Origin of the sequence: Nocardioides kongjuensis (genome assembly GCF_013409625.1) — a bacterium.
GTDB lineage: Bacteria > Actinomycetota > Actinomycetes > Propionibacteriales > Nocardioidaceae > Nocardioides > Nocardioides kongjuensis.
In genome coordinates, this window is record NZ_JACCBF010000001.1 from 3,475,247 (window position 1) to 3,488,129 (window position 12,883).

General features: G+C 71.7%; 7 protein-coding genes. 5 read left to right on the plus strand and 2 right to left on the minus strand.

Annotation, left to right across the window (positions count from 1 at the left end; translation table 11 throughout):
- Positions 1–82: 82 nt before the first annotated feature.
- Positions 83–1,072 carry a type IV toxin-antitoxin system AbiEi family antitoxin domain-containing protein gene (locus tag BJ958_RS16770; protein ID WP_179728064.1) on the plus strand — a complete coding sequence of 330 codons (990 nt, stop codon included), beginning with the start codon at positions 83–85 and terminating at the stop codon, positions 1,070–1,072.
- A gap of 56 nt (positions 1,073–1,128) precedes the next feature.
- Here BJ958_RS16770 and BJ958_RS16775 read toward each other — a convergent pair whose 3' ends face one another.
- Positions 1,129–4,437 (minus strand): (Fe-S)-binding protein, encoded by a 3,309-nt coding sequence (locus tag BJ958_RS16775; protein WP_179728065.1) that lies wholly within the window; start codon positions 4,435–4,437, stop codon positions 1,129–1,131.
- A 179-nt stretch (positions 4,438–4,616) separates the two neighbouring features.
- Positions 4,617–7,184 carry a hypothetical protein gene (locus BJ958_RS16780; RefSeq protein WP_179728066.1) on the minus strand — a complete coding sequence of 856 codons (2,568 nt, stop codon included), beginning with the start codon at positions 7,182–7,184 and terminating at the stop codon, positions 4,617–4,619.
- Between the two features lie 124 nt (positions 7,185–7,308).
- Between BJ958_RS16780 and BJ958_RS16785 the strand changes: the two genes are divergently transcribed.
- From BJ958_RS16785 to BJ958_RS16800, 4 genes are all read left to right on the plus strand, one after another.
- Positions 7,309–8,778 carry a M1 family metallopeptidase gene (locus tag BJ958_RS16785; protein WP_179728067.1) on the plus strand — a complete coding sequence of 490 codons (1,470 nt, stop codon included), beginning with the start codon at positions 7,309–7,311 and terminating at the stop codon, positions 8,776–8,778.
- 71 nt (positions 8,779–8,849) lie between these two features.
- Positions 8,850–9,449 carry a TetR/AcrR family transcriptional regulator gene (locus BJ958_RS16790; protein WP_218865815.1) on the plus strand — a complete coding sequence of 200 codons (600 nt, stop codon included), beginning with the start codon at positions 8,850–8,852 and terminating at the stop codon, positions 9,447–9,449.
- Positions 9,446–11,224, plus strand: coding sequence for an alpha/beta fold hydrolase (locus BJ958_RS16795; RefSeq protein WP_179728068.1), 1,779 nt, complete (start codon positions 9,446–9,448; stop codon positions 11,222–11,224). The genes BJ958_RS16790 and BJ958_RS16795 overlap by 4 nt, the downstream gene beginning before the upstream one ends.
- A gap of 91 nt (positions 11,225–11,315) precedes the next feature.
- Positions 11,316–12,842, plus strand: coding sequence for a hypothetical protein (locus BJ958_RS16800; protein ID WP_179728069.1), 1,527 nt, complete (start codon positions 11,316–11,318; stop codon positions 12,840–12,842).
- Positions 12,843–12,883 lie beyond the last annotated feature (41 nt).

Sequence of the window (12,883 nt, forward strand, 5' to 3'; positions counted from 1 at the left end):
CGTGTCGGCGACGCCGTGGATCCTGTCCACAGGCCGCCGAGGCCGCTGCGTGCGATCGAGGCGAGGGGGGAACCCGTGCTCCATGACGCTGTCGCCACGGTCGGTGCCCACACAGGTCCAGGCGCTGCTCGACCTGCAGGGCGGCGTGGTCTCCCGGAGCCAGGCCCTCGATGCCGGCCTGAGCCGTCACGACATCGATCGCATGCTCCGTCGACATGAGTGGTCCGTCGTTCACCCGTGCGTCTACGTCGAGCACACCGGTCCGCTCACCTGGCAGCAACGCGCATGGGCGGCCGTGCTCGCCTGCTGGCCGGCGGCTCTCGAGGGCCGGTCCGCGATCCGTGCGCACGAGGGCCCCGGCCGGCACGGCGCGCAGACACACCCGATCGAGGTCGTCGTGGCCCGCAACCGACGGATCCGTTCGCCGGCGGGCGTCGTCGTGCATCGCTCAGCAAGCTTCGAGTCGGCGGTGCAATGGAACCTGTCGCCTCCACGGCGGAGGTACGACGACGCCGTGATCCGCGTGGCCGACGCAGCCGGGCGCGACCTCGATGCCATCGCGGTGCTGTCCGATGCCTGCGGGGCGCGCCGGACGACCGCGATGCGGCTCCGCGCCCGGCTCGACCAACTGCCTCGACTGCACCGCCGCGCATGGCTTGCTCAGGTCCTTGACGACGTCGCGACGGGCACGTGCTCCGCCCTCGAGCACGGCTACCTCACCCTGGTCGAACGGCCGCATGGGCTGCCCGCGGCGCTACGCCAGGTTGAGGTGTCGAGCGCGGACGGTCGGCGCATGTTCCGCGACGTCGTCTACCGCGGCCGCCGCCCGGAGTGGACCCAGATCGTCGAACTCGACGGACGCCTGGGGCACGACGGGACCACTGCCCGGGACCGTGACCTCGAGCGCGACCTCGACGCGGCGCTCGTCCGCGAGCACACGGTGCGGATCGGCGACGGCCAGGTCTTCAAGCGCGGCTGCGCGACCGCGGCGAAGGTTGCCCGCCTGCTGCAGGCACGCGGCTGGCTGGGCGAGGCTCACGCCTGTCCGCGCTGTGCCGAGAGCCCGGAATGACGAAGTGTGGAGCGAGGTGCGCGCTGTCGCGGCACCACGCTCCACACTTCGCGACCTCAGAGGTCGAAGAGGGACTCCGCGGCGTTGATGTCGACGTCCGTGCGCGGCTGGTGGGCCTCGCCGGAGTACGACGCCGGGGCGGCGGGGGCCGCGGGCGCTGCCGGGGCGGGGGCCGCCTCGACCACGGCCTCCGGCTCCGGCTCCGGCTCCGGCTCCGGCTCCGGCTGAGCCTCGGGCTCGGGGGCCGGCTCCGGCTCCGACTCGGCGACGACCTCGGGCTCGGGCTCCGCCGCCACCGGCGCGGGGGCCGGGGTGGCGGGAGCCGCGGGGGCAGCCGGGGCGGGGATGTCGAACAGCGAGCCCATGGCGTTGATGTCGACGTCCGTGGCCGGCGTGCTCGCGGGGGCGGCGGGCGCCGCAGCGGGAGCGGGCGCCTCCTCGACGACGGCGGCCTCCTCGGCACGGGCCTCGGCCTCGACCGGCTCCTGCTCGACGACCGGCGCCGGGGCCGGGGCCGCCGGGGCGGCGGCTTCGGCCGGAGCGGCGATGTCGAACAGCGAACCGCCGGCGTTGAGGTCGACCGACGGGGCCGGAGCGGCGGGGGCGGGCGCCGCCGCCTTCGGCTCCTCGGCCTTCGGAGCCTCCGCCTTCGGAGCCTCCGCCTTCGGAGCCTCCGCCGGGGCGGCCAGGTCGAACAGCGACCCGCCGGAACCGAGGTCCGCCGTCGGGGCCGGCTCGGCCTTCGGCGCCTCGGCCGGCGCAGCCGCCGGAGCAGCCGGGGCGGCCGCCGGGGTGTCGAACAGCGAGCCGCCCTCGTCGAACAGGGAGCCGCCGCCGGCAGGAGCGGCAGGCTTCTCCTCGGCCGGGGCAGCCGGAGCCGCCGCAGGCGTGTCGAAGAGCGAGCCCGGGTCGTCGAAGAGCGAGCCGCTCTCCGCCGGAGCAGCCTTGGCCTCGGGCGCAGCCGATGCAGCAGGAGCCGCCGGGGCCGGGGTGTCGAACATCGAGCCCGGGTCGTCGAACATCGACGAGCCGCCCGACGCCTTGGCCGCGGGGCCGACGTCCTCGGTGGCGACGACGGTGTCCTCGGTGATCGTGACGTCGCCGGCCTCCGGCTCCGCCTTGGTCTCGACCGGCTGGGCAGCCTTGGCCGCGGCCGGCTTGGGGGCGACCTGAGCGCCCTCACCGGGCAGCAGCTTGGTGGCCTGCTCGCCCTTGACCGACGCGAGCAGCATCTGCGCGACGTCGAGGACCTCGACCTCCTCGCGGGCCTCGCCGTCGGCCTGCATCTTGGTCAGGCCGTCGGAGAGCATCACGCGGCAGAACGGGCAGCCGACGGCGACCTGGTCGGCACCGGTGCCGACCGCCTCGGCCGTGCGGTTCAGGTTGATCCGCTCGCCGATGGTCTCCTCCATCCACATGCGGGCACCACCGGCGCCGCAGCAGAAGGACCGCTCGGCCGAGCGCTCCATCTCGGCGAGCTCGGCGCCGGGGAGGATCTGCAGCAGGTCGCGCGGGGGCGTGTAGACCTGGTTGTGGCGACCGAGGAAGCACGGGTCGTGGTAGGTGATCTTGCGGTTGTGCGCACCGGCGCCGGTGGCGACCGGCGTCAGCTTGCCCTCGCGCACGAGGCGGTTGAGCAGCTGGGTGTGGTGGATGACCTCGAGCTCGAGTCCGAGCTGGCGGTACTCGTTCTTGAGGGTGTTCATGCAGTGCGGGCAGGTCGAGACGACCTTCTTCGCCTTGGCGTCGTTGAGCGTCTCGATGTTCTGCTGGGCCAGGCCCTGGAACACGAACTCGTTGCCGGCGCGGCGGGCGGAGTCGCCCGTGCAGGTCTCACCGTTGCCGAGCACGCCGAACGAGACGCCGGCGAGGTCGAGCAGCTCCGCGACCGCGCGGGTGGTCTTCTTGGCCCGGTCCTCGTAGGCACCGGCGCAGCCGACCCAGAACAGCCAGTCGACGGACTCGAGGTCCTCGATCTGGTCGCCGACGACCTTGACCTCGAAGGGCAGGTCCTTGGCCCAGTCGAGGCGCGCCGTCGGCGACATGTTCCACGGGTTGCCCTTGTTCTCCAGGCCCTTGAAGAGGCCGTTGAGCTCGGAGGGGAAGTTCGACTCGACGAGCACCTGGTAGCGGCGCATGTCGACGAAGTGGTCGACGTGCTCGATGTCGACCGGGCACTGCTGCACGCAGGCACCGCAGTTGGTGCAGGCCCACAGGGCGTCCTCGTCGACGACGAAGTCGCCGCCCTCGGGGTTGTAGAACCACTCCCCCTCGCCGGCCGAGCCGACCAGCGCCTTCTCGGCGGCGCCCTCGACGCCACCGGCGGCGGCGTACGCGTGCTCGCGCATCGCCATCATCATCAGCTTGGGCGAGAGCGGCTTCTCGGTGTTCCAGGCGGGGCACTGCGACTGGCAGCGACCGCACTCGGTGCAGGTCGTGAAGTCGAGGATGTCCTTCCAGGAGAAGTCCCAGATGGAGCCGACGCCGAGGACGGCGTCCTCGTCGAGGTCGTCGACGTCGTCGAGCGTGATCGGCTTGCCGCCGGAGGTCAGCGGCTTGACCGCGCCGAGCGCCGTACGACCGCTCTCCTCGCGCTTGAACCAGATGTTGAACCAGGCGGTGAAGCGGTGCCAGGCCACACCCATGGTGAGGTTCGAGGAGATCACGATCAGCCAGATCATCGCGGAGGTGATCTTCACCATCGCGATGAAGAAGATGATGTTCTCGAGCGTCCCGATCGAGTCGTGGCCGGTCGGGTAGAGGTTGCCGAAGAACTGCGAGACCGGGAAGTGGAAGCCGTCGGCGTGCTCGGCGGCCTCACCGCCGTGCGCCTTGGCCAGGTTGTACTCGGCGCCGCGGATGAAGAGGATCGCGGAGCTCTCCAGGAGGACCATGGCCTCGACGAAGTAGGCCTGCCACATCGTCGATCCGAAGAAGCGGCTCTTGCGCCCGAGGCTCTCGGGACGGTGGGTGAGCCGGTAGACGATCAGCGGGATGATCGCCAGCGACCCGAGCAGGCCGAGGATCTCGGCCACCCACTCGTAGAGGAAGAACTTGCCGAGGACCGGGATCGTCCACTCGGGGTCGAACAGCTGCGGGAACGCCGCAGCCACGGCGGTCGAGAGCGCGATGAAGGCCGCGAAGGCGAACCAGTGCAGGATGCCGACCCACGTCCACTGCAGCATGCGCGTGTGGAGGACCGTCTCCTTCAGCATGGTCAGCGTGCGGCCGGCCGGGTTGCCGGTGCGCCCGGGCGCCGGCTGGCCGCGCTTGATCACGCCGAGCATCGAGCGCACGGCGCGCGCGGTCAGCACGACCGCGACGACCGAGACGGCCAGGGAGACGACGATCGCAACGATCTGCATGGTGTCCAACAGCTCCTCATCCGGCAGGGAGTCAAGGGGCGCGCACAGGAGTGCGCCCGACGAGCCTAGTGCCGACGGGCGGTCCCGATCGTGATAGGCAAGCCTTACCCACGTGCGCGGACGCAGTGAGCACCGCGGATACTACCGGCAGGTAACTTCCCGGCGCCGTGACGCTTGCCTCACCGGTGGTACTTGACCTTCCTCACGGTCCCGTCGGCCCTGAGCTTCACCGCGACGCTCACCTTGACCATCTTCTTGGTCCTGGTGCCGTCCTTCCTCACCTTCCGGGCCTGGGCACAGAAGGTGAACTGCCTGTCGAGGCGAAGGTACGGCTGGCCGACGGCGGCGATCACTTGGTCGGTCGTCAGGTGCTTGCGCACCATCCGCTTGCCGAGCTTCCTCGCCTTCGCGAGAGACATCCGCAGGTTCGGGTTGCGGCACGAGTCGGGCCGCACGCCGTACGCGCGCTCCCACATCTGCAGGTACGCCTCGGCACCGCGGGCCATGTCGTCGACGATCTTCGCGCCGTCGCCGGGGTGCTGGGCGTCGGCGACCCGGCGCAGGTCCTCGACCCAGTCCGGGTAGAGGCCGTACTGCGCGACGCCGTCCTTGTTGATGTCCCACACCCGCTCCCCGGCGCGCTGCCTGTCGATCGTCACGCCACCGAGGCCGGTGAACGGGTACCGCACCGGGTTGGGTACGTCGGCGCCACGCGGGTTGCCCTGCGCGCCGAGGCCGTTGATGTCGGCGCCGAAGCCGAAGCCGAAGTAGTAGCGCGGGTCGGCCCAGCCGAGGTGGCGGCGCCACTTGGCGACGAAGCCGGTCGAGTCGCCGGCGTACGGCGTGATGAACCCGCCGGCCCGGTAGATGCGCGGGTAGGTGTCGGGCGTCGACCACGAGTGGCTGGAGATCACACCGGCGTACCGCAGGTCCTCGATGACGTCCATCGAGGCGGAGCGCGCCTTGACCGAGAGGTGGTCGGGGTCGAAGACCATCTTGCGCTTCGCGAGCCCCTCGATCGTGTGCACGCCGAGCTCGGTGAGGCCGCGCTTGTTGCAGTGCGCGGGCTGCGGGTAGAGCGGCAGCGCAGGGAGCAGGCCGAGCACCTTGCCGAGCGCACCGAAGAGCGCGTCCTGCTGACCCGCGGTGATGTCGGGGATCGTGATCTGCGCGTTGTCGGCCGACTCGCCGTCGGCCGGCTCGCAGTGCTCCATCGCCCAGAACGTGCCGGTCTCGAGGAAGTTCGCGGCGTTGACCAGCGGCCCGATCGCGCCCGCGTCGCCGGCGACACCCGCCAACGCGTTGTCGAACTTGTTGACGAGCTCCATCTGGCGAACGCCGAGCGCCTGCATCTCGTCGAGGTTGGCGTCGATCTCCTGCGGCGTGCAGGCCGGGAAGTCGCGCCCGAGCAGGGTCTTGTAGGTGCAGCCGAACGGGATCGACGTCTCGATGCCCATGACGACGGCCATCTTGCCGGCGTTGATCACGCGCCGCGCCTCGAACGGGTCCTTCACGATCCGGTAGAAGCCCTTGCCCGGACCACCGAACTGGGCGTCGATGTAGTCCTGCATCGTGTGCATGTCCTTGGCCTGGAGCCGGATCGAGGTCATGTCGTCGCAGGAGTTCTTCTTCAGCGGGTACAGCTGGCAGAGCTTGTTGTTCTCGACGAGCAGGTTGACGAACAGCCGCTCGCCACCCCGCCAGGCCCGCTCGAGCCAGCGGTAGTAGGTGCCCTCGTGGGTCAGCGACTCGGGCGCCGGCCAGTCCTTGAACGTCGGCCAGCCGACCGGGTCGTGGGACGGCTTGCCGGAGAGCACGGACTCGAGCAGCGCGCCCTTGCCGCCGGTGATCTTGTGGTCGGCGCAGTCGTCGAGGGCGTACGGCGCGCCGTACTCGTGCCACGGGCGGCCACAGTGCACCTTGCCGCCGAGGAACTCGAAGGCCATGCCGTGGGTGTGGGCGTCGACGAAACCGCGCACCTCCTGGTACGGCGTGGCGCCGCCGAACGGCTCGCCGGAGACGTTGACGTCGGCCTCGGGGTACTCCGGGCAGCCGCCGGCGAGCGCGACCTGGAAGGTGGTGCCGGACGCACCGCTGGTGAGCGCGCCACCCTGGGCGACGAGCGCACCGGCGCCGTCGATCTGGAAGGTGAAGGCGCCGTTGCCGCCGGCGACGGTCCAGTCGGCCTGCGGGCTGGGCTTCGCCGCGACCGCGACCGCACCGGTGCCGCCGCGCGTCAGCTCACCGGTCGGGGTGTGCAGCAGGTAGCCGCCGAGGCGGGTGGCCTTGAAGTAGTAGGGGCCGAAGGAGGCGCCGCCCGCGGAGAGCGTGTAGCAGCCGCCGGCCATCGCGTAGCGGTCGGCGGGCACGGCGGTGCGGGGCGGGTAGGCGGCGGTGGGGACCAGCTTCGGGTCGGGCAGGGCGCGCTCGGTGTCGACGTACGACGCCGCCGCCTTGCGCTCGCGCGCCGTGGTGGGGTCGACGACGTCCTCGCCGACCGCGAGGCCGCGGGCGACCTCGTTCTTGGTCCTCGGGTCGTTGTGGTCGTGGGGAGGGAGCAGGGCGTCGTCGTGCGGGACGCCGAGGTCGGACTTCTGCTGCTCGGCGGCGGAGGCGAGCGTCGTCGTGCCGTCGCCCGATCCCGACGCCGGCACCGCGAGCGCGACCCCGACCACGGACAGCGCGACGAGCGCGGCCAGCCCGACCCGCTGCCACCCCTGGGGGCGTGCGACCTGTGCTTCGTCCACCACTTCACCTCCCGGTCCCGGGCACACCTCAGTGACCCCGATCACTGCTCCAACGACGGTCCGGCGCGGAGGTGACGGGAAAGGTGAATCCCTGTCAGATTCCGGGAGGCGGCATGATGCGTCCATGACGCGGAGCGCTGGTCTGGCCGCCGCAGCTGCGTGCTGCCTGGCGCTCGCGGCCTGCGCAGGCCAGGCCTCCGGAGGCGCCGCAGTCCCCGGAGGGGCGTCGTCGGCCGCACCGACCAGCTCCCCCAGCAACACGGCGGCAGCCGGCGACCTCGCGATCGCGCGCAGCGACACCCGGGCGGACTCGGTCTACCCCGAGCTCGGCAACCCGCTGGTCGACGCACTGCACTACGGCCTCGACCTGACCTGGGCACCCGACGCCGATCGCCTCACCGCGCGCGAGACGCTCACCTTCCGCGCGACCGGCGACGCACCGCAGATCCCCCTCGACTTCAACGAGCAGCTGGCGATCTCGTCCGCCACCGTCGACGGCGCGGCCGCAGAGGTGAGCGTCGAGGGCAACGACCTCACGATCGCGCACCCCCTGGTCGCCGAGCAGCAGTACGAGCTGGTGCTGGAGTACGCCGGCTCGCCCGCCTCGGCACCCGCCCCCAGCCAGCGCGCCGACTTCGCGCAGGGCGTCGGGTGGAGCACCACGCCCGAGCACGAGACCTGGACGCTGCAGGAGCCCTACGGCGCCTTCACCTGGTACGCCGTCAACGACCAGCCCTCCGACAAGGCCCTCTACGACTTCACCCTCACCGCCCCGGCGCCGATGTCCGGCGTGGCCAACGGCGTGCTCGTCTCCTCGACCACCGAGGGCGGGCGCAGCGTGAACACTTGGCACCTCGCGGAGCCGGCGGCGTCGTACCTCGTCACGGTGGCGTTCGGCCGCTACCAGCACACGGACCTGACCTCGGCGAGCGGCGTGCCGATCCAGGTGTGGGCGGACGCCGACGGCGACCCCCTCCCCGGCGACACCGCGAAGACCCCCGACGCGATCGACTGGCTGGAGAAGCGGCTCGGCCCGTACCCGTTCGACAGCTTCGGGGTGCTCGTCGTCGACAACGACAGCGGCATGGAGACCCAGACCATGGTCACGCTGGGCGACTCGCCGTACAGCCTCTCCGAGGCGGTGCTCGTGCACGAGGCCGCGCACCACTGGTACGGCGACACGGTGACGCCCGCGGACTGGTCGGACGTGTGGATGAACGAGGGCATGGCGATGTACCTGCAGGGCATGTGGGAGGCCGAGCAGGAGGGCACCACGATGGTGCGCAAGACGGACGAGTGGGCGGCCTTCGAGTCCGACCTGCGCGCCGAGTCCGGGCCGCCCGGCGCCTTCGACCCCACGCGGTTCGGCGACGGCAACATCTACTACGGGCCGGCGCTGATGTGGCAGGAGCTGCGGGAGCGGGTCGGCGAGAGGAAGTTCTTCGAGGTGCTGCGCGAGTGGCCCGCGCGGGAGGCCAACGGCACGGCCGACCGGCGCGAGTACGTCGACTGGATCGAGCAGACGACGGGCGAGGAGCTCTCGGACTTCTTCGACGCGTGGCTGCTCGATCCCGACACCCCGTCGCGCGACTAGGTGGCGCAGGTCATGGCGTGCGCCGGGATCCGTCGTCTTGAAAAATATGTAGACCGGTCTATTCTTAAGCCATGGCATCCAAGGGAGACCTGACGAAGGCGCGCCTCGCAGAGTCCATGCTCGAGCTCATCCAGACCAGCGGCTACAGCGGCACGGGGCTCAACGCCGTGATCGAGCACGCCGAAGCGCCCCGGGGGTCGATCTACTTCCACTTCCCCGAGGGCAAGGAGGGCCTGGGCGTCGCGGCGGTCGAGCTCGCGGCCCAGCGGTTCGAGGCGCTGATCGTCGAGGCGGCCGCCGACGCCGGCGGCCCGGCCGAGGCCGTCCGCCATGCGATCGAGGCCCTGACGACCATCGTCGCCGAGAGCGACTTCCGGCTGGGGTGCCCGGTCTCGGTGGTCACCTTGGAGATGGGCGCGGAGAGCGAGCGGCTGCGGCAGGCCTGCGCGACCGCGTTCGAGTCGTGGATCTCCCCCACCGCCGCGTTCCTCGAGGCCAGCGGGGTCGCCCCCGACGAGGCCCACTCCCTCGCGACCGTCGTCGTCTCGACGATCGAGGGCGCGGTCATCGTCTCGCGCGCCCTGCGCAGCACCCAGCCCCTGGAGTCCGCCGCCGACGTCGTGGCGGAGCTCATCGACCAGCGCTGCCAGACCCCCGGAGGGACGCGATGACCACCCACGACGCCACACGCCACGCGCTGGTCTTCGGTGCCTCGGGCCTGATCGGCCGGCACCTGGTCCTCACGCTCGCCAACGCCGGCGCCGAGGTGACCGCGGCGGTCCGCTCGCCCGAGTCCGGAGCCCGTGTCCAGGAGTGGCTCCGCGACCACGGACTCATGCGCAGCATCAGGACGACGACCGTCGACTTCGACGCCGCCGAGATCGTGCCCGGGGGCGCCGCAGCCTTCGCCGACGTCACCGAGATCCACAACTGCGCGGGTGCCTTCCGGTTCGGCATGAGCGCCGAGGAGGCTCGCAGCGCCAACGTGGGCCTCGTCGAGAAGGTGCTCGACCTCGCCGCCGGGATCCCCGACCTGCAGCGGGTCGTGTACGTCTCGGGCTACCGCGTCGGCGGGCAGGACCCGGCGGCGGTGCCGTGGTCCGAGGAGCGCCGGGCCGCGACCTACGCCGAGCTCGGCGCGTACGAGGCGTCGAAGATGGAGTCCGACGCGATCTTCCAGGCCCGCGCCGTCGAGCGCGGAGTCGCGTGGACCATCGTCAACCCGGCCACCGTCATCGGCGACAGCGTGACGGGCGAGACCGACCAGCAGATCGGCCTGGCCACCTCCGTCGAGCAGGTCTGGGACGGCGCCCTGACAGCGCTGCCCGGCAACGACTCCACCTTCCTGCCCGTCCTCACCGTCGACTACCTGGCGGCATTCATGGTGGCCGCAGCGACGGATCCCGCGGCCGCCGGCCAGGCCTACTGGGTCCTCGACGACGACACCCCGCCGCTGGCCGACCTGCTCACGCACGTCGGCCGCCATCTCGGCGCGAAGGTGCCGCGCCTGCGGATACCGGTCGGTGCGGTCAAGCGGCTCCCCCGCTGGCTCACCAAGGCCGATCCCGAGACGCTCGGCTTCCTGTCCGCGGACCGCTACCCGACGAGGTCCGCCCTCGAGCTCGCCGAGCGGCACGGGATCGAGATGCCCGACGTCATGGTGTCCCTCGAACGATGGGCCGACCACCTCGCCGCGCATCGCTTCGGCGCCGCCACGGGAGCTGGCCGTCGATTCGTCTCGGCCGGCGGCCTGCGGACGTTCGAGCTCGGCGCCCCCGGGTCCCGCCGGTTGATCCTTCCGGGCCTGCCGGTCAACGCGGACACCTGGGCCGACGTCGCGTCGGGCATCGGCGCGCGCGTCGTCGACCTGCCCGGACTCGGGCTCAGCGGCGGGACCGGCGTCCGGGACTGGGCGCAGTGGCTGCCGGCCGTGCTCGAGGAGCCGACCGACCTCATCGGCCACTCCATCGGCGCGGCTGCGGCGGTGGTCGCCGCCGACCGGTACCCGGCGAAGGTGGAGTCGCTCACGCTGGTCGCACCGTTCTTCCTCCAGGCCCCCATGGGCGCCACATCCCGGCTGCGGCCGCTCGTGCGTACCTACCTGCGACGCACGGACCCCGCGCGACTCGCACGCCAGCTGGGCGGCACGGACGCGGGCGCCGGCGCTCTCGAGTCCAGCGTCAGCGACCTGCGACGGAGCAGCGCCGCGAGGGTGGCCGAGCAGCTCGCACTCGCGGGATCGGAGCAGTGGCGAGCCGAGCTGCGCGAGGCACTCGGGCGATTCGGCGGACCTGTCCGCATCGTCACGGGGAGCGACGACCCGCTCTGCGCCGGTGCGCTCGAGGAGCTGGCGTCACGTCCGAACGTGGAGCTGGTCTCGGTGCCGGGCGCCGGGCACCATCCGCAGCTGACCCACGGCGACGCGCTCGTCGACCTGCTCAGGTGATCGAGCGGGCGAACGGGGCGGCGGGGGCTGCCACAGCCTCGGGGAGCACCAGCCCTTCCCAAGAAACTGGAACGCGTTCTACTCTCCCGGGATGCGCATGCTCCGCGTCGCGGCCGAGGTGATCGCCGCAGCCCTCGCCCTGTCCCTCGGCGTCCTGCCGGCGGCACCGGCCCACGCCGATCTCGGGCTGCCGGGCCTGCCGGCCCTGCCGACGATCCCCGGCCTGCCGATCCCCTCCCTGCCGACCGACCTGCTCGCCCCCCGTTTCACGGGCGCCCCGGTCACCGCGCAGCCGCTCGACGCTCCGCCGATCCCGCAGAACCCGTACCTCGCGCCCAACGGGCGCAGCAGCATGCACAACGACCCCTACAGCTCCGACGCGTACGCCGTCTCCGGGCCGCTCGGCCGCAACCTGCAGGTGAGCACCGCGTCGTACGGCGTCCGGGAGTGCGCCACGATGGCGTTCGACTCGCACGACCGGATCGTCGGGCTCTGCGGCGGGCTCGAGGGCTTCACGCTGATGGTGATCGACCCCGTCACGCTGCGCGCCGTCTCGCAGCTCCAGCTCTCGCAGCGCGACCTGCTGTCCGGCGCGAACCCGCTGACCGACATCTGCGGCGGCACCTACTTCTTCCTCGACGGCCAGGACCGCGCGTACGCGACGACGACCGACTCGTCGATCGCCGAGGTCACCGTCAACGCCGATGGGTCACTCACCCGGGGGCGGACCTGGCTGCTCGCCACGCACCTCGGCGCCGACGACTGCCTGGTCGCGACCGGCGTCGACTGGGCCGGCCGGGTGTGGTGGTTCAGCCAGCAGGGCACCGTCGGCACCCTCGACCGCACGACCGGCCTGGTCAGGGCGCTGGAGCTGCCCGAGGGCGAGGGGATCTTCAACTCCGTCTCCACCGACGAGACCGGTGGCGTCTACTTCGTGTCGACCCACCGGTCGTACCGCCTCGACGCTGCCGACGACGGCACCCCGCAGATCACCTGGGCGATCCCCTACGACCGCGGCAGCGTGAAGAAGCCCGGCATGCTCTCGCAGGGCTCCGGCACGTCGCCGACCCTGATCGGCGAACGGTGGATCGCGATCGCCGACAACGCCGAGCCGCGCAGCCACGTCATCGTCTACGACCGCCGCAAGGGCGTCGCCGACCGCGAGCACTGCTCGATCCCCGTACTGGCACCGGGCGCGAGCACGACCGAGAACAGCCTGGTCGCCGCCGGGGAGTCGCTGATCATCGAGAACAACTACGGGTACGCCGGCGTGCAGTCCACGCTCCTCGGCAAGACCACGACCCCCGGAGTCTCGCGGGTGATGATCGACCCCGAGGGCTGCCACGTCGCCTGGACCAACCCGACCAGCGCACCGACGTCGGTGCCGAAGGCCTCGCTCGGCAACGGGCTCGTCTACGTCTACTCCAAGCCCAAGGGCAACCTCGTCGACCCGTGGTACGTCACCGCGATCGACATCCGCACCGGCGAGACCCGCTGGAGCCGGCTGACGGGCACGGGCATCCAGTGGAACAACCATTACGCGTCGATCTACCTGGGTCCGGACGGCGCGCTGTACGTCGCCACGATCGTCGGGCTGATCCGGGTCACCGACGGCTGAGCCTGCGCAATGGGCTCAGGTCGTCGTCTCCGCTGCCGATC